This window comes from Hymenobacter sp. (genome assembly GCF_035709525.1).
Taxonomy (GTDB): Bacteria; Bacteroidota; Bacteroidia; order Cytophagales; family Hymenobacteraceae; genus Hymenobacter.
On the sequence record NZ_DASTEP010000158.1, the window covers coordinates 1 to 22,852 of the forward strand.

Here is a 22,852-nt window from a genome sequence, read left to right on the forward strand (position 1 = left end):
GTCCACGATAGTCAGCCGGGCCCCCTTCTCCGCGGGCGGGGGGCTGGTGCTGGCCGTGTTGGTGGTGCGCGAGAGCTGGATGCGCGTGCGCCCGGCCCCGTTGATAAAGCCATCCACCACCAGGTAGTTGGCGTTGGCATCCAGCACCTCGGGCATGTAGGGGTCTACGCACCCAGCCAGCGCTAGTAGCCCGCCCGATATACCCCAGCGCAGCGCTGGGGAAGCAGAAAAAGGGCGCATGGCTAAAACTTGAAATTGTACGTGAGCGTCGGAATCGGCTGCCCGAAAATTGAGAGCTGGTAGCCTTTAATCTGCCCGCTTTGCGACTGAAAATAAACCGAGTACGGGTTGCGCCGCCCGGTCAGGTTGTACACGGCCAGCGTCCACGAGCTGTGGGCCAGCTTCTTGACTTTATGGCTGCCCTCAAAGTTGACGGCCAAGTCGACGCGGTAGTAGTCGGGCACCCGGTAGGCGTTGCGGTCCGAGTAGTACACCCGGTAGGCGTTGTCGATGTAGTACTTGGCCAGCGGCAGCGTGATGGGCCGGCCGGTGCTGTAGTTGAAGTTCAGCGCCGCGTTGAAGCGCTTCGAGAAGCGGTAGTTGCCCACCAGCGTCACGTCGTGGGGCTTGTCGTAGTTGCTGGGGTACCAGCTGCCGCCGTTCACCACATCGGTAGCCGTATTCACCTGCACCAGCGAGCGGGCGTAAGTGTAGCTCAGCCAGCCGTTTATCTTGCCCACGTTTTTGCGCAGCAGCACCTCCACGCCGTAGGCGCGGCCCTCGGCGTTCACCACGTCGGTTTCGAGGTTGGGGTTGAGCAGCAGCACCGCGCCGCTCTTGTAGTCCAGAAAGTCGTGGATGCGCTTGTAGTAGCCTTCCACCGAAAACTCGACGGTGTTCTGCTTGAAATTGTGGTAGTAGCCCAGCGCGTACTGGTCGCCCACCTGCGGGCGGATGTATTTGTCGCTCAGCTTCCAGCTGTCGGTGGGTGACACTACCGTAGTGTTGGTGAGCTGGTGAATGTACTGGCGCGTGCGGTTGTAGCTGGCCTTCACCGACGAGTTGGCCGTGAGCTCGTACTTGGCGCTCAGCCGCCATTCGGGGCCACCGTAGTTGGCGATAACCTGCCCGCCCGAGTAGTCGGTAGTGCCCGTAGCGGTGCTGGCGCTGCGCGAAATACCCGGCAAATACTCCGTAACCTGGCGCGGCCCCAGCGCCTGAAAAAACGAGTAGCGCAGCCCCAGCACCACCGCCAGGCGCGGGCTGATGTCGATGCGGTCGGCCAGGTACACGGCGCTTTCCACGGCCCGCTCGTGCTGAATGAGTGTAGGCAGCAGCAGCGACTTGTCACCCAGCGGCTGCTGGTTGCCGGGCGCGGTGTTGTACAGCAGCGAGCTGGCCCCGAAGTCGAGCGTGTGCTTATTGTTCAGCAGGTAGTTACCATCGGCCTGCAACGCCGCCTGGCTGATGCTGTAGTCGAAGGTCGAGGCCGAAAACTCGTTGCGCGTCGTTTTCAGGTTGAAGCCGTAGCGGCTGTAGGTGCCCGTGAGCGAGCCGGCCAGCTTCTGGCCGAAGGTGTGCTTCCAGCGCAGGCTGGCCGCCGCGTTGCGGTACTCGTAAATGGTATCGCTGGCCAGCCGGAAGCGGTCGTGGCTAAGGTAGCCGGTGGCAGCCAGCGAGTTATTAGGACTTAGGTCGTAGGTAAGGTAAGCGCTGAGGTCATAGAACGAGGCCGCGCTGTTTTTGAGCGTGGGGCTGGGCACTTTGTGCAGCAGCCAGTCGGAGTACGAGGTGCGCCCGCTCACCAAGTACGAGCCCTTGCCGCCGGGCAGCGGCCCCTCCAGCGCCAGCCGGCTCGTGAGCAGCCCGATGCCGCCCGAGCCACCAAATTTCTTGCGGCTGCCCTCGCGCCCCTCTATCTCCAGCACCGAGGCCAGCCGCCCGCCATAGCGCACCGGAATGGCGCTCTTGTAAAGCTCCACCGACTGCACCGCGTCGGGGTTAAAGGCCGAAAAGAAGCCGAACAAGTGGGCCGGGTTATAAATCGTGGCCCCGTTGAAGAGCACCAGGTTTTGGTCGGTGCCGCCGCCGCGCACGCTAAAGCCCGTGCTGCCCTCGCCGATGGTTTTCACGCCCGGCAGGGCCGTGACCACCCGCAGCAAGTCAGCCTCGCCAAACACGGTCGGCACCTGCTTGATAAGCTTGATATCCAGCTTCTGCACGCCCATCTGCATGCCGCGCACGTTGCTTTGCTTATCACCCTTCACCACTACCTCGCGCAGCGAAGTCACGTCGGACAGCACTTCCAAATCGAGGCGGCCGTTGCCGCGCACCCACAGCTGCCGCCGTGTGGCCCGCACGCCCAGGCCCCGCACGTTGAGGTTGTAGCGCCCCACCGGCAAGGTCAACGAGTAGGCGCCCTGCTTATCAGTAGTAGTGCCGATGTTGGGCGACTGCACAAACACGGCCACCCCCACGGCCGGCTCCTGGCCCACGCGCACCACCCCCGACAGCGTGGCCCGGCCGCCGGCCGGCACCGCCTGCCGCGCCCCAATCTCGTAGAGCCGAAACTCGGAAGTGCCCACCAGCGTCGGTTGGCTTAGCGGGTTGCCGCCCGCAGCTGGCTCGTCGGGCGGCGCGGCCCCGCCAGCCGGCGCATCGGCAAACAGGCCGCCTGGCAGCTGCGTTTGCAGCGGGTATTCATAGGTAATAAAAACGTGGTAGCTAGCCTCATCCACGGCGTAGCGCAGCGGCGAGTGCTCAAATACCTGCCGCAGCACCGCCACCAGCGGCTGGCCGCTGGGCTGCACGCGCACCGTCACGCTGTCGAGCAGGGCCGGGCTGAAAAAGAAGCGGTAGGGCGTCTGGGCCTCCACGCGCCGCGCAAATTCCTCAAAGCGCAGGTTGCGAAAATCGCCGCTGATGGGGGGGGCGGGGGCTTGCTGCGCCCAGGCAGGCGCACTGCCCACCAGCAGCCCGGCCAGCAGCCAGGTAAACGGGTAGAAACGAGGCATAAAAAGGCGGAAAAGGCAGAGGCAGAAACAGCCAGCCCGGCACAGCCGGGCTACTGGGGTAGCGTGTAGTAGTAGCGCAGGGCGCTCAGGGCCGAGGCCGCGCGCTGGTCGGCCCCGAAGCGCAGTTTTTGCTCGCGGGCGTAGCGCTGCACTTCGGCCTGGTGGGCGGGCAGCAGGGCCAGCAGGGTTTTTAGGTTGGTTACTTCGCTGGCCGCGCCGGCGGTGCGTATCAGTAGCCGGTCGACCTGGTCGAGCCGGACGCGCAGGTTTTGCTGCACGGTCGTTTGCTGGGCGCGCTTGCGGTGGTGGGCCAGCAGGCGCACCGGGCCGGGTTGCAGTAGCTCATAAAAGCCGGTGGGCAGCACGCCGCGCGTGGCCGAGTCGGCCACTACCCGCACAAACTGGTGGCTGCCCAGCGAAAAAGCCGCGAGCTTTTCCGGCACTAGCACGATGGTAACGGCCTGGTTGGGGTAAGTCATCACGACCTGGTCGAGCACCAGGTCGTAGCTCAGCGGCACGCCCTCAAAATGCGCGCCCTGGTACGTGACGGCGCCCAGCTGCGGCTCGGCCTGCTCAAAAAACGGGTGCCCAATGGTGCCCGGCGTCGTGCGGTTCACGTATTCCGGTCCGTTGAAGAGCAGCGACTCGGGGCGCACGTCCTTGTCATACTGATGCGTGGCTACGGCCACGGCGGTGGCTACGGCGGCCGAGTCGGCGCGGGCCGAGGCCTGGGCCGCCGCCGGGCGAGGCAAGAGTAGTACCAGCCCAAGCGCCAGCCCACCGAGTAGTTGTTGCACCATTACGAAAGCCGAAAAGAACTAGTGGTACCGCGCCAAACGTGCTGATTGGTAGCGGGTACGGGAGCATTAGCGCCAGCCGCCGCGCAATATATTCACGAAGTGCCCAGCTACCATATTCGGGCGGCCGGCGGTGGCCAACTTTCTACTGGGTCGGCTTTGTGCGCTTAGCCCCGAGCTTGGGCGTGGCCACGCTCGCAATGGCCGGGTTGGCCGCTATTTTTTCATAGTAAGCGCAAAAGCCCGTGAGCGGGCACGCGCTGCACTTGGGCGTGCGCGCCACGCAGATGTAGCGCCCGTGCAAAATCAGCCAGTGGTGGGCTTTCGGAATCAGCTCCTGCGGCGTGTATTTCACCAGCGCCTTTTCCACGGCCAGCGGGGTAGTGGCCGTTTTGGGCACCAGCCCCAGCCGGTGCGACACCCGAAATACGTGCGTGTCCACGGCCATCGCAGGCTGATTATAAATGACCGACACCACCACGTTGGCCGTTTTGCGGCCCACGCCGGGCAGGCGTTGCAGCTCCTCGATGGTACTCGGCACCTCGCCCCCAAACTCGCTGAGTAGCAGGCGGCCCAGGCCGGCCAGGTGCTTGGCCTTATTGTTAGGATACGATACGCTGCGGATAAACGGAAAAATATCCTCGGCCGAGGCCGCGCCCAGCTCGGCAGCGGTCGGAAACTGCGCCAGCAGCGCGGGCATCACCTGGTTTACGCGCTTGTCGGTGCACTGCGCGCTCAGCACCACGGCCACGATTAGCTCGTAGGGGTTGCGGTAGGCGAGCTCGGTGCGCGGCTCGGGGTAGTTATCGAGGAAGTAGGCCAGAAACTGGCGAAACCGTTCGGGGCGGGTCATAAAAATAAGCTGTTAGCCACTGGCTATCAGCTGTTAGCTTTTTGAAGTCAAAACCAGAGCGTAAACTCTCCTCTTTCAAAGCTAGCAGCTAGTAGCCAATGGCTAACAGCTTATTTCATAAACGTGCGCGAGTATTGCAAGATATTGGCCGTGGTGCGGGCGCTGGGGCCGGCCACCAGGCCATCGAGGGTGCGCTGGGCCAGTAGTAGGTCGGCACAGGCGGCGGCTAGCTCGGGGTCGTGTAGCAGGGCGTCTTCTACGTCGTGTTGTTCGTCAGCTGGCAATTCGTTGTACACGTAGCGCAGCAGCGTTGGGTAGGGTAACGTTTGTATCATACAAAAGCGAATGTGCGGCCATTTTCTTCCGCAAGTTGATGAGCGCGTAGCGCATCCGGCCCAGGGCCGTGTTGATGCTGACGCCGGTTGCGTCGGCTATTTCCTGGAAGCTCATATCGCCGTAGTGGCGCATGAGCAGCACTTCTTTTTGGGCCGCCGGCAGCTCCTGGATGAGCAGGCGCAGCTGGGCGTGGCTTTCCTCGCGGCCGAGGGCATCGTCCGCAGGTTCTTCCGAAAGGTGTAACGAGTTGGCCAGCCCGATGTTGTCATCGAGGCTGGTTTGGGGAGCCCTTTTTGCGCGCCGAAAGGCGTCGATGGCCAGGTTGTGGGCAATGCGGCACAGCCACGAGGCAAACTTGCCTTCGTCCTGGTAGCGCCCGCTCTGGAGGGTGTGGATGGCCTTGATGAAGGTATCCTGGGTGAGGTCGTCGGCCAGGTCCTGGTCGCGCACCACGAGGTGAATAGTCGTAAACACCCGCGCCTGGTGGCGCTGGAGCAGCTGGGCAAATGCCGACTCGTGGCCGGCCAGGTAAAGGGCGATGAGCGCGGAATCGCTCGGCTGCAAGGGTTCCATAAAAGGACTACGGGTTAAGGAAACGTAGAGCTTTAATCGATAGTATGCAGCTTAAAGTAAAAAAGTTGAGAGCGAATGTGCGGCAGATGAACTTTTCTGGCTCGGGGCCAAATGTAGCGGGCGGCCTGCGGGTTATGCAAGGCTTAGTACCTGTTAATAGAAATTATTATTTCTACCATGTTTGGCTTGCGGGGCGGGCGGCCATTTTCTGGCCCCGCGCAGAGTCAAACGGCCGGCCAATGGTTGCACGCCGCCAAACAGGTTTTGGCGCAAGCCAAAAATAAAGTTTGCCCGCGGGGCAATACCACAGCAAGATAAGCAGCCGGCCCCGGATTATGGCTAGCGCGTGAGGCCAAAATTATATACGCTGCCCTTCGCCCTGGCCGCCCCGGCACGGCCGGGCTTAGCCAACCTCGGCGGTAGCGCGTATAAGCTGGCCAGCAGCGCGGCACTAAGGCCGGCGCTAGCCCGCCGATTTTGCTTACCTACCTCGCGCTACACTACTGGGCCGGTGCCGGCCACGAATACGACACCTTGCGCAGCCGGCTGCCCGCCGGCACGCAGCTGCTGGCGCCCGACCTGCCGGGCTTTGGCAACGAGCCCGTTCCGGCGGGCTTCGACTACTCGGTGGATAGCTACGCCGACTGGGTAGCCGCCTACGGCCGCGAGCACCAAGTGGAAGAGTATGTGCTGGTGGGCCACAGCATGGGCGGCAAAATCGCCTTGGCCCTGGCCGCCCGGCAGCCCACCGGGCTGCGCGGGCTGGTGCTGCTGTCGCCCTCGCCGCCCTCGCCCGAGCCCATCAGCGACGAAGACCGCGCGAACTGCCTGGCCGCCTATGGCAAACTCGAAGAAGCCGAAAAAACGCTGGCCAACATCACCGACCGCCCGCTGCGGCCCGAGGTGTGCGCCCAGATAGTAGCCGACAACCTGCGCACCACCCAGGCCGCCTGGGATGCCTGGCTAAAGCATGGCTCGAAAGAAGACATTTCGAGCCGGATGCCCGCCATCGCAGTGCCGTGCCGGCTGCTGGTGGGCGAGGCCGACATGGCCATCTCGCCCGAGGCTCAGCGCCGCCAAACGCTGTCGCTGCTGCCGGGCGGCACGCCCTTCACGGTGGTGCCCGGTGCCGGGCATCTGCTACCCTACGAAGCGGTAGAGGAGTGTAGGGTAAGCTTTAGCTTGCCTTTCTAAGCGCAGAATCCGTAGCATACGACGGGCAAGCTCAAGCTTACCCTACACTCCTATGCTCGTTCTCGATTCCGACTTTCCCGACCCCAGCGTGCTGCTGGCTCCCGATGGCTACTACTACGCCTACGCCACCCAAACCAAGCGCAACGGCCAAGTACTCAACTTCCAGGTAGCACGCTCGCACAACCTGAAAAGCTGGGAGCACCTCGGCGAGGCCCTCCCCGACAAGCCGGCCTGGGCGGCCACCAGTCAGCGCTTTTGGGCGCCCGATGTGAGCCGCCACCCCGACGGCCGCTACCTCATGTACTACTCGGCGCAGCCCAACGACCCCACCGCCGGCCTGTGTCTGGGCGTGGCCGTGGCCGAGCGCCCCGAAGGCCCCTTCCGCGACAGCGGGCAGCCGCTGCTGGCCGGCGGCCCCGGCTTCGAAAACATCGACCCCATGCGCTTCGTGGACCCCGCCGACGGGCGGCCGTGGCTCTTTTGGGGCTCGGGCTTCGGGCCGCTGCGGGTGCGCGAGCTGGCAGCCGACGGGCTGGGCTTTGCCGAAGGCTCGGAGGCAAAAATCATCGTCGAAACCCGGCAGGCCGGCGACCCCGCGCCCTACGGCCACCTCATCGAGGGTAGCTGGGTGCACTACCGCCGGGGCTGGTACTACCTCTTTTACTCGGGCGACAACTGCTGCGGCCCCGATGCCCGCTACGCCGTGCTGGTGGCCCGCGCCCGCCACGCCACCGGCCCCTACCAAACGCTGGCCCAGGCCACTGGCACGGCCGGCACCATCCTTACCGAAACCGCCCGCTGGCAGGCCCCCGGCCACAACAGCCTCATCACCGACGCCCACGGCCAGGACTGGCTGCTCTACCACGCCATCGACCGCCAGCAGCCCACCTTCAACGCCATCAACGACGAGCAGAGCTACTCGCGCCGCGTGCTGCTGCTGAGTAAGGTAGACTATAATGAGGAGGGCTGGCCGGTAGTATCCATTGGTGAATGAATGAGGTGTAAAGAAAGTGTTTGGCAGCGCGAGTAAGGCAATCGTATCTGTTCAGCCGTGCCGCTCGGATGCGATTGCCTCGCGCGCTCATTCACCGCTACTCCAGCGCCCGGCTCCGAAACAAAATGTACCCCAGGTGCCCGTACACCGCGAAGCGGTGCTGCGGGTCGTCGTAGTAGGTAGCGTGCACGGCCAGCGGCCCCACGGGTGTGGTAAAGATGAGCCCCGTCGAGCCCGTGAGGTAGGGCCGGCTGAGCTTGGCCGTGATGGCGGCCAGCTGGTTTTCTTCGCGCAGGGGGTTAAAATTCAGATGGGTATAAATTTCTGAGCGCCACTCGAAGCTGCCAAATACCTGCTGCGTGTAGCGCAAGCCCACGGCCGCGTAGCGCGGCGCGCGGTAGTGGTCGAGAAAGAGCGTGCGCGAATCGACGAGCGGCGCGAACACCGGCGCGCTCGTGAGCGACGAGCGGTAGTTGAAAAACTGGCCCTGCCCGCTCAGCACCAGCTCGCCAAAGTAGCCCCAGGCCTGCTTGTCTTTTTTGAGGGGCACGAAGCGCTCGTAGGCCGCCCGCAGCTGCAGCCACTGGTGGTGGCGGCTGGCCGCATCGCGCAGCAGCGAGGTAGTGCCGGGCGTGTAGGCCTCGGTGCCCACCACGCCGCGCAAGCTCAGCACGTAGCGCCGGCCGTTGGTGGCGTACTGCTTGCGGTTGAGCGAGTTGCGGGCAAAGCGAATGGCCGCCGTGCCGCCCTTGAAGGAGGTGCGCGCCAGCAGGTCGGCCGAGTTTATCTCCGACGTGTTAGAGTAGTTGTCCAGGTTATAAAACGCGCCCAAATCGAGCACTACGCGGGCGCGGTAGCGGGGCGAAATCCCGATTTGGCCGCCGATTTTGGTGTCCTGCTGCCGCACCTGCGTGTTCAGCACGTCGCGCCCTAGCACGCCGCCCGTGTTCTGGTAGTCCCACTGGTTGTATGTAATCTGGGGCTGAATGAAAAACGGCACCCGCCCCGGCACATTCACCCGGAAGCTGCCCTGCGCGCCGTTGTAGAAGCGGCCCAGGCTCACGTTGGCCTCCACGGTGTAGAGCAGGCTGCGCAGGTAGCGGTATTCGAGGCCAACGTACAGGTTATCAATGGGCCGCGAGCTGAGCGCGAAGCCTACCTCGGCCGCCACGTTGTTGTTTTGCTGGGCATCCACCGTGAACACGTAGCCCTGCTGCGCCGCGTCGTAGCGAATGCGCGGGTAAATGTTGCGGAAGTAGTCGTCGGCCGCCAGGCGGTAGTAGCCTTCCTCCAGGTCGCCGAGGTTGTAGGTTTTGCCATCGCGCCGAAAAAAGCTCTCGGCGTAGGCGTTCTGGTCTTGGCGCAGGCCCTGCACCCGCACCTGCACAAAGCGCGGCGTGGGCGCGGCCTGCTGAAACGCCAGCCGCCGCCGCTGCAAATCCAGCGTATCGACGCGCCGCCCGATGCGCTGCCGAATGAGCGCCATTTTGCGCTGCGTGGCCGTGTCGCCCTGCCCGATTAGCTGGCGCACCTTGTCGAAGTCGGCCGCCCCCAGGCCCTGCAAGTTGGGCTGGATGTAGATGCCCTTTTGGGCAATGGTGACGGTATCGGCCACGCTGGTGCCCAGAAAGGCCAGCGTGCTGGTCATCAGCTCGTCAGCCTTTTTGTACGGGTATTTCTGAAAGGCCACGTCGCCTACGTTCACCCCGATAATGATATCGGGATTGAACTCGCGGCGCATGACATCGACCGGAAAATTATTGAATACCGCTCCGTCGAAGAGGTAGCGCCCGTCGGGGTTGCGGATGGGCCGGAACGCCAGCGGAAACGTCATGGAATTGCGCACCGCGTCGGCCAGGTTGCCCGCCTTCTGCGTGACCTCGGTGCGCGTAAACACCTCGGCCGCCATGCACCGGAAGGGCACAAAGAGGCGGTTGAAATCGCCGCCCGCGATGGCCCCGGCCGGGGCCAGCAGCCGGGCCAGCGCCAGGTTCAGGTTCAGGTCATTCACGAGCTTGGGTGATACCCGTGCCCGAAACGAGGAGTCGAGGGCCACGCCCAGGCGCAGGGCCGAGGGGTCGGGCTCGGCCGTGAGGTAGTTGAAGGTCTTGTCTTGCAGCTGCTTGCCCGAAGCCCAGTACTGAAATTCCTCCGAGAGCACAATCTGCTCAATCTCGCGGGGCGAGTAGCCCGCCGAATACATGGCCCCGATAATGGCCCCCATGCTGGTGCCGATGATGTAGTCGATGGGGATGCGGTTGGCTTCCAGCTGCTTGAGCACGCCCACGTGGGCCAGGCCCTTGGCCCCGCCGCCGCTGAGCACAACGCCTACCTTCTGGGCCTGGGCCGGCCGCAAAAGACCAAGGGCCAGTAGCCCCAGCAGCAGGCGGTAAAGTAATTTTTTTTGCATAAGGTGATAAAGGAGGTAATAAGTACAGCTATTGCGCGCCATACGCGGGTTAGCGGCTGGCAGTTATGGCAGGTGCAATAGGTTGTGAAAGGTGGCTGCCGGGTGAAGTTATTTGTTTAATGAATTGACTACTAATGTTGAACAAGCTGAAAATAAAATTCAATTGGGTGCAACCGTATTGTTTTTTTTGTGTTGCTTTGCTGTCCTACTAACATGGCCTCCCCTGATGAAGACTATAATTCCTGCCGACGACGCCAGTAGCACTCCTACCCGAAAACGGACCAAGACCCGCCCCGCCGCCCGTCGTCGCACCCTCGAAAATACGTACTCGGACCCCGCCATGCGCGAGCGTCTGAAAAATGAAATCCGCGCCGCTGCCAAAGGTGGCGAGCCCGGCACCTGGAGCGCCCGCAAGTCGCAGCTGCTCACGCTGGCCTACCAAAAGGCCGGCGGTGGCTACATCAACAGCCACCCCAACTCCAAGCAGAAGGGCTCGAAAGACGTTGCCAAGCCGTCGCGCAAGAAAGCAGAGTAAGTATTCAGCGCCGTGCGCCAGTGCCCCATCGCCCCGGCGAAGTAGCTGCTAGGCTACCTCGCCGGGCCTTGGCGTTTAGCCTGCTAATCAGCTATTTGCCTAGCAGCAACTCGGCTACCTGGCGGCCGGTGCCCAGCGCCGCGTTCAGCGACGGGTACGCTACCCAGTCGCCGCAGCGAAATAGGGCGTCGCCCACTTGCAGCGGCTGCTGCACCGGCTGGCCCGGCCCATACACCGGCAGCGCCTGCGCAATGCGGTAGGTGCGCAGATGCCACCACTGCGCCACCGCCGGCCCAAACCACGCTGCCAGCTCGGGGCGCAGGCGCTCCGTCAGGGCGTCGTCGGTGAGGCTGTGCGCGCCGTGCGTGCTCACCGATATCAGCCCCTGCCCGGCCGGGGCCACCGCCGCGCTCACCTCGGCCGGGAAAGCGACATTGTGCGCAAAGGCCTCGGGTTGGGCGTTGAGGTGCAGCAGCTTATGGCCGTGGCTGGGTGCCGCGCCGGGCGTGGCAAAATAGGTGCAGGTAGTGGGCCGCGCCGCCAAATTGGCCGTAGTAGCCGCCTCGGCCCCGAGCAAGCGAGCGGCGGCCGGGCCGTCGGTAGCCACCACGGTAGCGGCGGCGGCCAGCGTTTCGCCGGAGGCCAGGCGCACGGTGCGGCCGGCGTCGAGCACGGCCGCCACGGGCGTGTTCAGCCTGATGCTGCCAGCGGGCAGCCGCGCGGCTATCTGCTCGGGTAGCTGCTGCATACCAAGGGCCGGCACGGCGGCATCGCCCTTAATAAACTGCTGAAAAACAAATTGGAAGAAATTACTGGCCGTGCTCAACTCTCGGTCGAGGTACACGCCGCCGAAAAACGGGCGGAAGAAATTAGTGATAATCTGCTCGCTCCAGCCGTAGCGCCGCAGGTAGGCCAGCGTGGTTTCGGCGGGTTGCGCCAGTAGCGTCTCCGGGGCTTGACCTTGCAGCTCGGTCGCTAGCCTGGCAATCAGTAGCTTATCCTTGAGCGTGCCGATGGGCGAGGCCAGCGCCGAAAACGCGGCCAGCGGCTGCTGCAAGGGGTTTTCGAGGGTGGTTTCGCGCCCGTCGGGCAGTTGCACCACCGCGCCCGACTGGTATTTCTTCAAATCCAGCGCGCCGTAGTCGAACATGCGCCGCGCCTCGGGGTAGTCGGTGAGCAGTATCTGAAAGCCCCGGTCGAGCCGGAAGCCCTCGGGCGTGATGTCGGTGCGCACGCGGCCGCCCACGGCGTCGGCGGCATCGAGCACCAGCACGGGGCGGCCGGCGCGGTGCAGCCAGTTGGCGCACGCCAGCCCGGCCATGCCCGCGCCGATGATGATAATGGGTTGTTGCTGGCTCATTAGTAGGGGGTTAAAATAGCTTGGGCATCTTGTGCTCCTTCCACTTCTTGCGCGTTTTCAGGGTGTAAAACTCGGCCACCCCGTCGCGCTCCAGCGTCAGCTGCCACGCGCCCAGCACCTGCCCGCGCTGCCGCCCCACGGCTTGCAACTGTGGGTGCTGCGCTTGCAGCAGCTGGGCCTCGGCGGCCGTGAGGTCGCGCCCCGGCTGGCCGTGGCAGCGCAAACACAGGCTATTGCGCAGCACGATGGGCCGCTGATAATAAAACGTGTCGGCGGCCGGCCGGCCGATGAGGCGCACGGTGTCGGGCTGCAAGCCAGCGGCCGTGATGGCGGCCGTAGCGCCGCTGCCCGCCGGCCGCCACTCCACGCGGCGCGGGCGCAGGTGCCACTTGCGGGCCATCGAGTCGGTGGCGGGGTAGGTTTGGGGGCGGCAAAAATTAGCCGCGTTGGCGAGCCCGCCTTTGGCCAGCTCGCGGGCCAGCGTGCGGCGCAGCAGCGTGTCGGCGTAGGCGGTGAGCGAGTCGCCGGCCCAGCGCGTAGCGTGCAGCAAGTCGTTGGGCGTTATGTGCTTGACCTCCCAGTTGGCGGTTTCTTCGGCTATTTGCTTGGTACCCGGTAAGTGCTTGATTTGGTCGGGGCGGCAGGCGGCTAGCGCTAGTAGCGCCGCCAGGGCGTGTGTGGGCTTGAGAGAAGGCAAAAGCATAGTGCGGCAACTGGTTTACGGCTACGAAGGTTGCAGTAGCGCCAAGCCGGAGCTTGGCGCTACGCCAGCAGCCACGCCCGTAGCGCCTCGTAGCTCGGGGCCAGCGGCACGCTGTGCTTAGGCTTTGCCAATAGATAATGTAGCGCGGCCGGCAGCTCCACCGGGCGGCCTATGAGCGGCTCAACTACTTCGGGAAACTTGACCGGGTGGGCCGTGGCCAGCAAAAAGCCCGCTGCGGCCGGGTTATCGGCCATGTACTTTTCCAGCGCAAAAAACGCCACCGCCCCGTGCGGGTCGAGCAAATACCCGCGCTCGGCGTCCACGCGCCGGATGGTGGCGCTGGTGTCGGCGTCGCTCACCGAGTAGCCGCTCAGCAGCTGGCTGATGGTGGCGTGCTCGTGCTTGAAGAGCTCCAGGATGCGAACGAAGTTGCTCGGGTGGCCCACGTCCATCGCATTAGAGATGGTGGCCACCGCCGTTTTAGGCGCGAAAATGGCCGTGCGCAAATACTCCGCGCCCGCGTCGTTGGCGTTGCAGGCCGCGAGGAAATGGCCCACCGGCAGCCCCGAGGCGTGGGCCAGCAGCCCGGCGCAGAGGTTGCCAAAGTTGCCGCTGGGCACCGAAATGACGGGCGGCGCGGCCCCGCGCCACTGTTGCAGGGCAAACAGGTAGTAGAGCTGCTGCGGCAGCCACCGCGCCACGTTGATGCTGTTGGCCGAGGTGAGCGTGCGGCGGCTGGTCAGGCTCTCGTCTTTAAAGGCCTGCTTTACCAAAGCCTGGCAATCATCGAAGTTGCCCTGCACTTCGAGCGCCGTGATGTTCTGGCCCAGCGTGGTGAGCTGCAATTCCTGCAACGGGCTCACCTTGCCCGAGGGGTAGAGAATGACTACCTCCACGCCCGGCACGCCCAAAAAGCCGTGCGCCACCGCCCCGCCCGTATCGCCGGAAGTGGCCACCAGCACCGTCACGGGCGCGGTTTCACCCTGCGAAAAATACCCCAGGCAGCGGCTCATAAAGCGCGCCCCCACGTCCTTAAACGCCAGCGTCGGCCCGTGAAACAGCTCCAGCGCACTTATCCGCTCGGTCACGGGCACTAGCGGAAACGGGAAATCCACCGTTTCGGCGCAGATGCGGCGTAGCTCGGCCGCCGGGATGGTGTCGCCCACGTAGGGCTGCATTACCTGGTAGGCAATGTCGGCCGGCGCGAGGTTGGGTAGGTTTTTTAGAAACTCGTCCGAAAACTGCGGAATGCTTTCGGGGAAGTACAAGCCGCCATCGGGCGCTTGCCCGGCAATGGTGGCGGCGCGAAAATCGACGGGCGGCGACTGGTGATTGAGACTGTAGTACTGCATTTTTTAGCTGTTAGCTTTTGGCTGCTAGCTGTTAGCTTTCAAACGGGCGGTAGCTAGTAGCTAGCAGCCAAAAGCTAACAGCTAAGAATGAATTACCCGCGCCCCTTGCGTCGCAATCGGCCCCACATGCAGGTGAAAAGCAATGCCCATTTTTCGGTACACCGCCCCCATGGCCTCTGCGGCGGCGTAGGCCGTGGCCTCGTCTTTATTGAGCATAAAAATCGACGGCCCTGAGCCCGAAATGCCGCCGCCCAGCGCCCCGGCCGCCAGCGCCCGCTGCCTGGCATCGGCGAGGCCGGGGAGGAGAGCGGCGCGGGCCGGCTCCACGATGTAATCGTCCAGGGCGCGGCCGATTAACTCCAAATCCTGGGTCAGAAAGCCGGCGACCAGGCCGCCCACATTGGCCCACTGGCGCACGGCCAGCGACAGCGGCACCTGGGTCGGCAGCACGGCGCGGGCCTCCTTGGTTTTCACCTCAAACTGCGGGTGCACCACCGCCACCCACAGCGCCGGGGCGGGTAGGGCCACCACATCGAGCACCGGTTGCACGGCCCGCACCAGCGTGAAGCCCCCGCAAATGGCCGGTGCAATGTTGTCGGCGTGGCGCACGCCCGACGCCACCGCCTCGCCGTGCATGGCCATGTCGATGAGCTGCTTGTTGTCAAACCGATTTCCCAGCAGCGCATTGGCCGCCACCACCGCGCCCGCCGCGCTAGCCGCGCTGCTGCCAATGCCGCTGCCCGGCCGGATGCCCTTCGTGATTTCGACCTCAAAGCCCAGGGTCTCGGGCACCTCGCGCAGTAGGGCTAGCAGGGCCGCGCCGGCCACGTTGTGGTAGGGGTCAGTGGGCAGGTTGTAGTCGTCGAGGTGCGTGATGGTGAGGCCCGCCTGCTCGCGGCGGCGCAGCGTTATCGTATCGTAAGGGGCTGTTAAGCAGAGGCCCAGCACGTCGAAGCCGCAGCCGACGTTGGCAATGGTGGCGGGCGCGTGAACAGTGACGGAGGAAGGGAGAGGCATGGCTAACGTAAGCGCCTCACCCCCCGGCCCCCTCTCCGAAAAGGAGAGGGGGAGCCAGATGGCTAGTTTCAATGCTAGCCCGGGATACGACGAGAAATATTTTATTAAATAGTAATTACCTCACCAGGTCGAGCAGCTTTAAGCTTAGCAATAAGCTCTTCGCCATGCTCATATGAATTAACAGTAACAATGAGCTTATTCGGCGCATTTTTAATGTCATTCATAACGGCGAGGTTACCTGCCATCATTCTATTAATCTTTAGTGTTCCGAGAATTTTAGGCCTAGTGATTTGCATAAATTTCTTTGATACTAAAAACTAAAACTAGAAACTAGTCCCCCTCTCCTTTTCGGAGAGGGGCTAGGGGTGAGGCGCCCCGCCCCGCTAGTCCTCCAGCGAAGCGTGAATCTTCAGCTGATTGCCGAAAATCTTGATAAACCCACGCGCATCGCGCGAATCCCAGGCGTTGTTCTCCTCGCCATAGGTCGCCACCTTCGACTGCATCATGTCGTATTTCGACTCGATGCCGAGCAGCTCAAAGTGGTAAGGCCGCAGCTCCACGAACACCGTGCCCGTCACGCGCTCCTGCGACGAAGCCAAAAAGGCCTCAAAGTCGCGCATCACCGGGTCGAGGTATTGCGCCTCGTGCAGCAGCGTGCCGTACCAGGTGGCAATCGACTCCTTATTAAGCTGCTGCCAGCGTGAGAGCGTGTGCTTTTCCAGTAGGTGGTGCGCCTTGATGAGCAATAGCGCCGCCGGGGCCTCGAAGCCTACGCGGCCCTTGATGCCCAGAATCGTGTCGCCCACGTGCGTGTCGCGGCCGATAGCGTAGGCTCCGCCCAGTTCGTTGAGCTTTTGGATGAGGGCCACGGCGTCCATCTTCTCGCCGTTCAGCGCTACTGGCTCGCCTTTCTCAAAGGTGATTTCCAGTTGGCTGGGCTCGGTTTTGGAAAGCTGGGTGGGGTAGGCGCTCTCGGGTAGCGCTTGGCGCGAGGTCAGCGTTTCGACGCCGCCCACGCTGGTGCCCCAGATGCCGCGGTTAATGGAGTATTTGGCCTTTTCCCAGCTCATCTCGAAGCCCTGGCTTTGCAGGTAGTCGATTTCCTGCTGGCGCGATAGCTTCTGGTCACGGATAGGCGTGATGATTTCAACCGTGGGCGCGATTACGGCGAAGGCCACGTCGAAGCGCACTTGGTCGTTGCCGGCGCCGGTGCTGCCGTGCACGATGTACTCGGCATTTTCGCGCTTGGCGTATTCGGCAATGGCAAGCGCCTGAAACATGCGCTCGGCGCTCACGCTCAGCGGGTAAGTGTCGTTCTTCAACACGTTGCCAAACAGCAGGTAGCGCAGGCAGTCGTGGTAGTAGCGCTCGGTAATATCGATTACCTCGTGCTTCACCGAGCCCAACTCGTAGGCGCGCTTTTCAATGGACTGTAGTTCTTCGTCCGAAAAACCGCCCGAATTCACGATAACGGTATGAATTTCGAGGTCGTGCTCCCGCGAGAGGTTCACCACGCAGTACGACGTGTCGAGGCCGCCGCTGTACGCTACAATTGCCTTTTTCTTCATTACTAAAGGTGTTGCGCGGACTTTGTAGTCCGCGAATGAGCGCAGCGAATGGCTGGCGCTAAAAGTTAGTTGGATAATCGTTGCAATGCATCGCGGACTACAAAGTCCGCGCAACTGTGGCTACGGCACCACGGGCAGCCGCATTTCTTCCGGCATCTCATTCTCAGGCAAGGGCGCGTCGAGCTTGTCGAACAGCATTCCCGTACAGAGGCACATCTTGCGCTCATTTTCCATCAGGATACCGAAGTTTTTGCAACTCTTGCAGCCCTTCCAAAAGTCCTCGCTGGTCGTCAGTTCCGAGAACGTAACCGGCTCGTAGCCCAGGTCAGAGTTGATTTTCATCACCGCCAGGCTGGTGGTGATGCCGAAAATCTTGGCCGCCGGATACTTGGTGCGCGACAAGCGAAACACCTCACGCTTGATGGCGCGGCCCAGGCCGTGCTTGCGCAACTCGGTGTTCACCACGAGGCCCGAATTGGCCAAAAACTTACCGCCTTCGAAGGTTTCGATGTAGCAAAAGCCGGCCAGCTCGCCTTCCACGAAAGCGATGACGGCATTGCCCTGGCGCATTTTCTCGCGCACATATTCCGGGTCGCGCTTAGCGATGCCCGTGCCCCGCTGCTTGGCCGACTCGATGTACCACTGGCACAGCAAATCCGCGTAGTGCGTATCCGCTGCCGTTGCAACCCGAATTGTCATGATACTTAAAATGGGGGTAACTTAAAGGAAGAGACGTAGTTAACCGGCCCCCGCAATACGGCGGGTTAGCGGCAGAAAACCCGAAATCTATCGGTTAAGCGGGCGGGCTCTCTATCTGCATCAGATACGAATAGCCCGCAAAAAGGCTGACTTATGCGTCAGCATCCGGCAGTTGAAGCCGGCTAGGGTCGTCGCAGCAAGGCACACACCAGCCTACGCACGCTTCCCGAACCCAGGCGGGCCGTAGTGGAAAGCAAAAGGGTGGTGCGAACCAGGTAAGTCATTGCGAAGTGCGGCCGTGGGCCAGCAAGTGTGCTAGCAAACCAAGGGCCATAATGATGCCGCAAAGGTAAAAGTTCCTACTTTTGCTTGCAATAGTTGCAGGTGTTTTTTTCGGAAGCCAGGCAATGGCTACGAGTGAATTAGGTATGCATAACCTCGCGGTAACAGTCTATAAAATCGGCGGCGGCATCATCGACGACGCGGCCGAACTAGCTCGTTTTCTGGGCTTACTGGCCCAGGCACCCGGCCCCAAAATACTAGTCCACGGCGGCGGCAAAGGGGCCAGCGCCATGATGCGCGAGCTAGGTCTGACGCCCACGATGGTCAACGGCCGCCGCGTGACCGACGCCGCCACGCTCGACATCGTGGTGATGTTTTACGCCGGCAAAACCAACAAAGAGGTAGTCGCCACTTTGCAGCGCCTCGGCGTGAATGCGCTGGGCTTGAGTGGGGCCGATGGCAACGTAATCCGGGGTACGAAGCGGCCGGTGAAGGACGTGGATTTTGGCTTCGTGGGCGACCTCACGGCGGCCAGCGTTAACAAAGATTTAATCTTGCGCTTGCTGCAAGCCGGCATTACGCCCGTGCTGTGCCCCATCATCCACGACGGGCAGGGGCAGCTGCTCAACACCAACGCCGACACCATCGCTTCGGCCGTGGCCGTGGCGCTCGCCCCGGTGGCCGACGTGACGCTGCACTACTGCTTCGAGAAAAACGGCGTGCTGCGCGACGTAAATGATGACAATTCTGTAATCCCCGAAATCGACGCGGCGCACTACGAAACGTTAAAGGCGCAGGGCATCATCGCCGACGGGATGCTACCCAAGCTCGAAAATGCGTTTGCGGCGCTGCACCAGGGCGTGCGCCAGGTCGTAATCGGCCACGCGCTTAACATCAATTCTGAGCTGCGCACGGTACTATGTCTGAATTAGAAGAGCTGGCCGATGATGCTATTGACCTGCTAAAGCAGTTAATCAAAGCACAATCGTTTTCGCGAGAAGAGCAGGAAACAGCGTATATCCTGGAAAACTTTTTGAGCAAGCATTTTGGGGCTTTCAGTCGCAAAGGCAATAACTTGATTGTTGGAAAACCAGATTGGGACGACGCTAAGCCTACCATTCTGCTCAACTCACACCACGACACCGTGAAGCCCGGCCCGAGTTGGACGTACCCGCCCTTCGCCGCGACGCTGGAAGGCGACCGCCTCACCGGCCTGGGTAGCAACGACGCGGGCGCGTCGGCGGTGAGTTTGTTGGCCACGTTCCGCTACTTCTACAATCGGCCCACGGCGTTTAATCTCGTCTGCGCCATCACGGCCGAAGAGGAAATTTCGGGCGCAAACGGCGTCAAAAGCATCCTGCCCGCGCTGGGCAAAATCGACCTCGGCATCGTGGGCGAGCCCACCGGTATGAATGCTGCCGTGGCCGAGAAAGGCTTGCTCGTGCTCGACGGTGTAGCGCGCGGTCGCACCGGCCACGCGGCTCGCAATGAGGGCGATAACGCGCTCTATAAAGCGCTCGACGACATTAACTGGCTGCGCGCTTATCAATTCCCCAAGGTATCGGAAATGCTCGGCCCGGTGAAGATGACGGTGACGCAAATCCAAGCCGGTACGCAGCACAACGTGGTACCCGACGAGTGCCGCTACGTGGTGGACGTGCGCCCCACGGAGTGCTACTCGAACGAGGAAATTCTAGACATAATTCGGGCGAACGTGCAGGCCGAAATCACGCCGCGCTCCACGCATTTGCAGTCGTCGGGCCTGCCGCTCACGCACCCGCTGGTGCAGAAAGCGGTGGCGATGGGCAAGGCCACCTACGGCTCGCCCACGCTCTCCGACCAGGCGCTGATGCGCTTCCCGACGCTGAAAATGGGGCCGGGCGACAGTGCCCGCTCGCACGCGCCGGATGAGTACATTTTGCTCAGCGAAATTCGCGGCGGCATTGCCGATTACATCGAATTGCTGACTGATTTTGAATTGTAACACCAAGCTCCAGCTTGGTGCCGCCGTGAGAGCAAGCCTCAGGCGCTAACAACGATTCGCCAAGCTGGAGCTTGGCGTCACGAGTATGAAAATCTGGGAAAAAGGCTTTTCGGTCAACGATAAAATCGAGAAATTCACCGTCGGCCAAGACCGTGAGCTGGACATGTACCTGGCCCCCTTCGACATGCGGGCCTCTCAGGCGCAGGCCCGGATGCTGGCCAGCATCGGCCTGATTTCGCGGGAGGAGGAAAGCCAGCTGCTGCAAGGATTGGACGAACTGCTGGCGCAGGTCGAAAACGACACGTTTCAGATTGACAAAGATTTTGAGGATGTCCACTCTAAGATTGAGTACTACCTGACCGAAAAGTTCGGCGACGCAGGCAAGAAAATCCACGTGGCGCGCTCGCGCAACGACCAGGTGCTGACGGCCATTCAGCTGTTCATCAAGGACTACTGCGAGAAAATCGGAGCGAAAATTCTGGAGCTGGCCGAGCTGCTGTTGCAGCAGGGCGAGAAGTATAAAAACGATTTGCTGCCCGGCTACACGCACTTTCAGGCGGCCATGCCGAGTAGCTTCGGGCTGTGGTTTGGGGCGTATGCCGAGCATTTGTTGCTCGACCTCAATCTGCTGGAAGCCGCGCACGCCGTGGCCGACCACAACCCGCTGGGCTCGGGCGCGGGCTTCGGCAGCAGCTTCGGCATCGACCGCGAGCAAACGACGCGCGACATGGGTTTTGCCCACGTGGCCGTGAGCGCCGTGGGGGCGCAAATGCTGCGCGGTAAAACCGAAAAAACGCTGGCTTTCGCCATCGCCGGCGTGGCCGGCACGCTCAGCAAACTAGCGTATGACCTGGTGCTATATAACAGCCAGGACCTGGGCTTCGTGCTGCTGCCCAAGGAGTTTACGACGGGCTCCAGCATCATGCCGCACAAGAAAAACCCCGACGTGTTCGAGCTGGTGCGCGCGCACTGCAACCGCCTGCAAGCGCTACCCACCGATATTATCCTGACCATCAACAACCTGCCCAGCGGTTACCACCGCGACTTCCAGATTCTCAAGGAAATTCTGTTCCGGCCGATGGTGCAGTTTGCCGATATTCTGGATATTCTGCTCTTTGCTGTGCCGGCCTTGCAAGTGGTGCCCGGCGTTATCGACCAATCAAAGTACGATGCGATATTCTCGGTCGAGAATATCAATCAGCTAATCCAAAGCGGCGTGCCCTTCCGCGATGCGTATAAGCAGGTGGGGCAGGCCGTAGACAATGGCAGCTACGTGCCGCACAAGGAGTTTGCCACTACGCACCTCGGCAGCGTGCATAACCCTGGGCTGGACGTGCTGGCACAGCGCCTGCAAAGCACCCGTGAGCGCCTGACGTGGGCGAAGTAGCACGAACGGAGTGAGGTATGCGATAGCCCCGTAGGGGCGTCCCATCGGTAGAAAGCGCTCGCTAAACATGATAAAGCCCCAGCGGGGCGACCCAACCAATAGATGGGTCGCCCCGCTGGGGCTTTGGTCGATTATAACTTACCGATACTACCGACGGGTCGCCCCGCTGGGGCTGCTACACAATCACTTGTGTTTTAAAAGGTAGTTGCGTGGCGCGAACTGAAAGTCCGCACTACGGTACAACTCAATGCAAATACACCGCCTCCAGCCGGGCCAGCGGCGTGGCGTCGAGCTCGGTGGCGGCGTAGAGCCGCAGCGTGTCGCCGCTGATGCGGAAGGAGTGCGCGGCGGCCAATGCCTGTGTAAAGGCTTGCTCGGTGTCAATCGCGGGGCAGGACATGCGCGTGCTCATCAAGGGCGTGAAAACCAGGTGGCTGGCGCTATCGGTAACGGCGCTGCTGCGGAAGCGGTTGCAGCTGCCCTGGCCTTCGGCCGCGCCCGTGCGGCGTAGCAGCAGGTAGGGCTCCTGGCCGCCCTCGGGCACCTTCACGGCCTGGGTGCCCACCTGGCGCAGTACCCAGCGGGTTTCAAAAAGCGAAGCGCCCGGCGCGGGCGGCCGCGCCTCGGTAGTAGGCGCGCTGGTAGTAGCGGGGCTGGTGGTCTGGCAGCCCAGGCAGCACAGCCCGAGCCCGGCGGCGAACGTGGCAGCAAAACGAAGCATAGGAAAGCGCCGGCCGGAAAATTCCCCGCCCAACGGCCATTAAGTACGGCAGCCGGCGTGGAAAGTATGCAACTGGTATGCTAGTGCTGCGGGCTGCCGGCTTTTCGCCGGCTGTCTGCTCTTTGCTTGGTGAGCTATTGAGCTATATTGACGAAGAGCGGACAGCCGGCGAGAAGCCGGCAGCCCGCCCGTTCTGTAGCCCGCAATCAACTAGTAAATAGGTTAATGCGTATTGCCGCCCAGCCGCAGCGCCAGCCCTACGCCCACCGTGGTAGCACCCGCGCCCAGGCCGCCGAGCACGCGGCCTACCGTGGCATCGAAGCGCAGGCCGGTCCAGGGGCGATAGTAGAGGCCGGCGTTGGCCCCGGAAGTCAGCTGCTCGCGGCCGCGGCCGTAGCCTTCCACGAAGTAGCCGGCATTATCGGAGATGGGCGCGGTGAGGGCCAGCGAGCCCAAGTACTGCCCGCGCGAGATGTCGGCCGCCGTCATGCCGTATTGGGTGAAGCCGAAGTTGCCTTCCAGCGCGGCACGGCGACCCAGCTGCTGGCTCAACAGCAGGCGGGCACCGGGGGCCCACGAGCCGAGGCGCAAGCCCGCGCTGCCGGTGTGGGGCAGGGCGGCCTCTACCAGCAACGAAGCCTGAAAGCGGCTGGCGCGGTCGGGTGTCAGCATCAGCTTGGTGCCCACCGTGAGGGGTGCCCAGCCCACCGAATCGGGGCGGAGCGTGGGCGTTTCGCCACCCAGCACGCGGCCGGCCGGCGCGCCGTACACGTAGGGCTGCGTCACCCGAAACTCCATGCTATTGAAGAAGCCGATGCGCAGCGTGGCCGTGCTGCTGCTGAGGCCCGCGCCCACGCGCGGCGAGTAGCGTTGCAGGCCGGTTTCAAGCTGAAACTCGCCGGCCCGCAGCACGCCCGCCGTGATGGTTTGGCCGGGGCGGTCGGGGCGCACGTGCTGCACGAAGGGCGCGTCGAAATTGGGGTTGTTTTCGTCGGGCGTGTTCTGGGCCAGGGCGGGGGTGAGGCGGCCCGCAAGCAGGGCGGCCAGCACCAGCGGAGTGGTCTTGCGCATAT

General features: G+C 62.7%; 21 protein-coding genes. 6 read left to right on the plus strand and 15 right to left on the minus strand.

All coding sequences use genetic code 11. The features are described 5' to 3' along the window. From VFO93_RS13385 to VFO93_RS13410, 6 genes are all read right to left on the minus strand, one after another. Positions 1 to 240: DUF4249 family protein (locus VFO93_RS13385; RefSeq protein WP_325134883.1), on the minus strand; the 240-nt coding region annotated here is incomplete at its 3' end. A gap of 2 nt (positions 241 to 242) precedes the next feature. Next, the gene (locus tag VFO93_RS13390) at positions 243 to 3,014 is read right to left on the minus strand and encodes a TonB-dependent receptor (protein WP_325134884.1); all 2,772 of its coding nucleotides are present in this window, start codon (positions 3,012 to 3,014) and stop codon (positions 243 to 245) included. A gap of 50 nt (positions 3,015 to 3,064) precedes the next feature. Further along, entirely contained in the window at positions 3,065 to 3,814 is a 750-nt protein-coding gene (locus VFO93_RS13395; protein ID WP_325134885.1) for a hypothetical protein, read from the minus strand. A 142-nt stretch (positions 3,815 to 3,956) separates the two neighbouring features. Beyond that, entirely contained in the window at positions 3,957 to 4,664 is a 708-nt protein-coding gene (gene nth / locus VFO93_RS13400) for an endonuclease III (protein WP_325134886.1), read from the minus strand. A gap of 110 nt (positions 4,665 to 4,774) precedes the next feature. Further along, entirely contained in the window at positions 4,775 to 4,999 is a 225-nt protein-coding gene (locus VFO93_RS13405) for a hypothetical protein (RefSeq protein ID WP_325134887.1), read from the minus strand. Further along, positions 4,938 to 5,573: an RNA polymerase sigma factor gene (locus VFO93_RS13410; protein ID WP_325134888.1), complete on the minus strand. Its 636-nt coding sequence runs from the start codon at positions 5,571 to 5,573 to the stop codon at positions 4,938 to 4,940. The genes VFO93_RS13405 and VFO93_RS13410 overlap by 62 nt, the downstream gene beginning before the upstream one ends. Before the next feature lie 477 nt (positions 5,574 to 6,050). On the opposite strand from VFO93_RS13410, the gene VFO93_RS13415 reads away from it, so the two are divergent. Together VFO93_RS13415 and VFO93_RS13420 are read left to right on the plus strand one after the other, a co-directional pair. After that, positions 6,051 to 6,767 (plus strand): alpha/beta hydrolase, encoded by a 717-nt coding sequence (locus tag VFO93_RS13415; RefSeq protein WP_325134889.1) that lies wholly within the window; start codon positions 6,051 to 6,053, stop codon positions 6,765 to 6,767. A 52-nt stretch (positions 6,768 to 6,819) separates the two neighbouring features. Next, complete coding sequence (locus VFO93_RS13420; RefSeq protein WP_325134890.1) at positions 6,820 to 7,761, plus strand: glycoside hydrolase family 43 protein; 942 nt, start codon at positions 6,820 to 6,822, stop codon at positions 7,759 to 7,761. 97 nt (positions 7,762 to 7,858) lie between these two features. Here VFO93_RS13420 and VFO93_RS13425 read toward each other — a convergent pair whose 3' ends face one another. Then, positions 7,859 to 10,171 (minus strand): patatin-like phospholipase family protein, encoded by a 2,313-nt coding sequence (locus tag VFO93_RS13425; RefSeq protein WP_325134891.1) that lies wholly within the window; start codon positions 10,169 to 10,171, stop codon positions 7,859 to 7,861. A 226-nt stretch (positions 10,172 to 10,397) separates the two neighbouring features. Here VFO93_RS13425 and VFO93_RS13430 point away from each other — a divergent pair, with 226 nt between their 5' ends. Beyond that, entirely contained in the window at positions 10,398 to 10,706 is a 309-nt protein-coding gene (locus tag VFO93_RS13430) for a hypothetical protein (protein WP_325134892.1), read from the plus strand. Positions 10,707 to 10,797: 91 nt separating this feature from the next. On the opposite strand, the gene VFO93_RS13435 is transcribed toward VFO93_RS13430, so the two are convergent. The 6 genes from VFO93_RS13435 to VFO93_RS13460 form a co-directional block, all read right to left on the minus strand. After that, positions 10,798 to 12,066, minus strand: coding sequence for an NAD(P)/FAD-dependent oxidoreductase (locus VFO93_RS13435; protein ID WP_325134893.1), 1,269 nt, complete (start codon positions 12,064 to 12,066; stop codon positions 10,798 to 10,800). A gap of 10 nt (positions 12,067 to 12,076) precedes the next feature. Beyond that, positions 12,077 to 12,769: a c-type heme family protein gene (locus VFO93_RS13440; protein WP_325134894.1), complete on the minus strand. Its 693-nt coding sequence runs from the start codon at positions 12,767 to 12,769 to the stop codon at positions 12,077 to 12,079. 59 nt (positions 12,770 to 12,828) lie between these two features. Next, entirely contained in the window at positions 12,829 to 14,121 is a 1,293-nt protein-coding gene (gene thrC / locus VFO93_RS13445) for a threonine synthase (protein WP_325134895.1), read from the minus strand. An 81-nt stretch (positions 14,122 to 14,202) separates the two neighbouring features. Next, positions 14,203 to 15,138 (minus strand): homoserine kinase, encoded by a 936-nt coding sequence (locus VFO93_RS13450; RefSeq protein WP_325134896.1) that lies wholly within the window; start codon positions 15,136 to 15,138, stop codon positions 14,203 to 14,205. A 383-nt stretch (positions 15,139 to 15,521) separates the two neighbouring features. Further along, positions 15,522 to 16,706 (minus strand): argininosuccinate synthase, encoded by a 1,185-nt coding sequence (argG, locus tag VFO93_RS13455; protein ID WP_325134897.1) that lies wholly within the window; start codon positions 16,704 to 16,706, stop codon positions 15,522 to 15,524. Between the two features lie 120 nt (positions 16,707 to 16,826). Further along, complete coding sequence (locus VFO93_RS13460) at positions 16,827 to 17,405, minus strand: GNAT family N-acetyltransferase (protein WP_325134898.1); 579 nt, start codon at positions 17,403 to 17,405, stop codon at positions 16,827 to 16,829. 428 nt (positions 17,406 to 17,833) lie between these two features. Between VFO93_RS13460 and argB the strand changes: the two genes are divergently transcribed. The 3 genes from argB to argH all read left to right on the plus strand — a co-directional run bounded on the left by argB (position 17,834) and on the right by argH (position 21,058). Then, positions 17,834 to 18,619, plus strand: a complete 786-nt coding sequence (gene argB, locus VFO93_RS13465; protein ID WP_325134899.1) for an acetylglutamate kinase — start codon at positions 17,834 to 17,836, stop codon at positions 18,617 to 18,619. Continuing rightward, positions 18,607 to 19,671, plus strand: a complete 1,065-nt coding sequence (locus tag VFO93_RS13470) for a M20 family metallo-hydrolase (RefSeq protein ID WP_325134900.1) — start codon at positions 18,607 to 18,609, stop codon at positions 19,669 to 19,671. Before argB ends, VFO93_RS13470 begins: the two co-directional genes overlap by 13 nt. A gap of 85 nt (positions 19,672 to 19,756) precedes the next feature. Beyond that, the gene (gene argH, locus VFO93_RS13475) at positions 19,757 to 21,058 is read left to right on the plus strand and encodes an argininosuccinate lyase (protein WP_325134901.1); all 1,302 of its coding nucleotides are present in this window, start codon (positions 19,757 to 19,759) and stop codon (positions 21,056 to 21,058) included. 244 nt (positions 21,059 to 21,302) lie between these two features. Here argH and VFO93_RS13480 read toward each other — a convergent pair whose 3' ends face one another. Together VFO93_RS13480 and VFO93_RS13485 are read right to left on the minus strand one after the other, a co-directional pair. Then, complete coding sequence (locus VFO93_RS13480; RefSeq protein WP_325134902.1) at positions 21,303 to 21,779, minus strand: META domain-containing protein; 477 nt, start codon at positions 21,777 to 21,779, stop codon at positions 21,303 to 21,305. A gap of 222 nt (positions 21,780 to 22,001) precedes the next feature. After that, positions 22,002 to 22,850 (minus strand): transporter, encoded by an 849-nt coding sequence (locus VFO93_RS13485; RefSeq protein ID WP_325134903.1) that lies wholly within the window; start codon positions 22,848 to 22,850, stop codon positions 22,002 to 22,004. Positions 22,851 to 22,852: the final 2 nt, after the last annotated feature.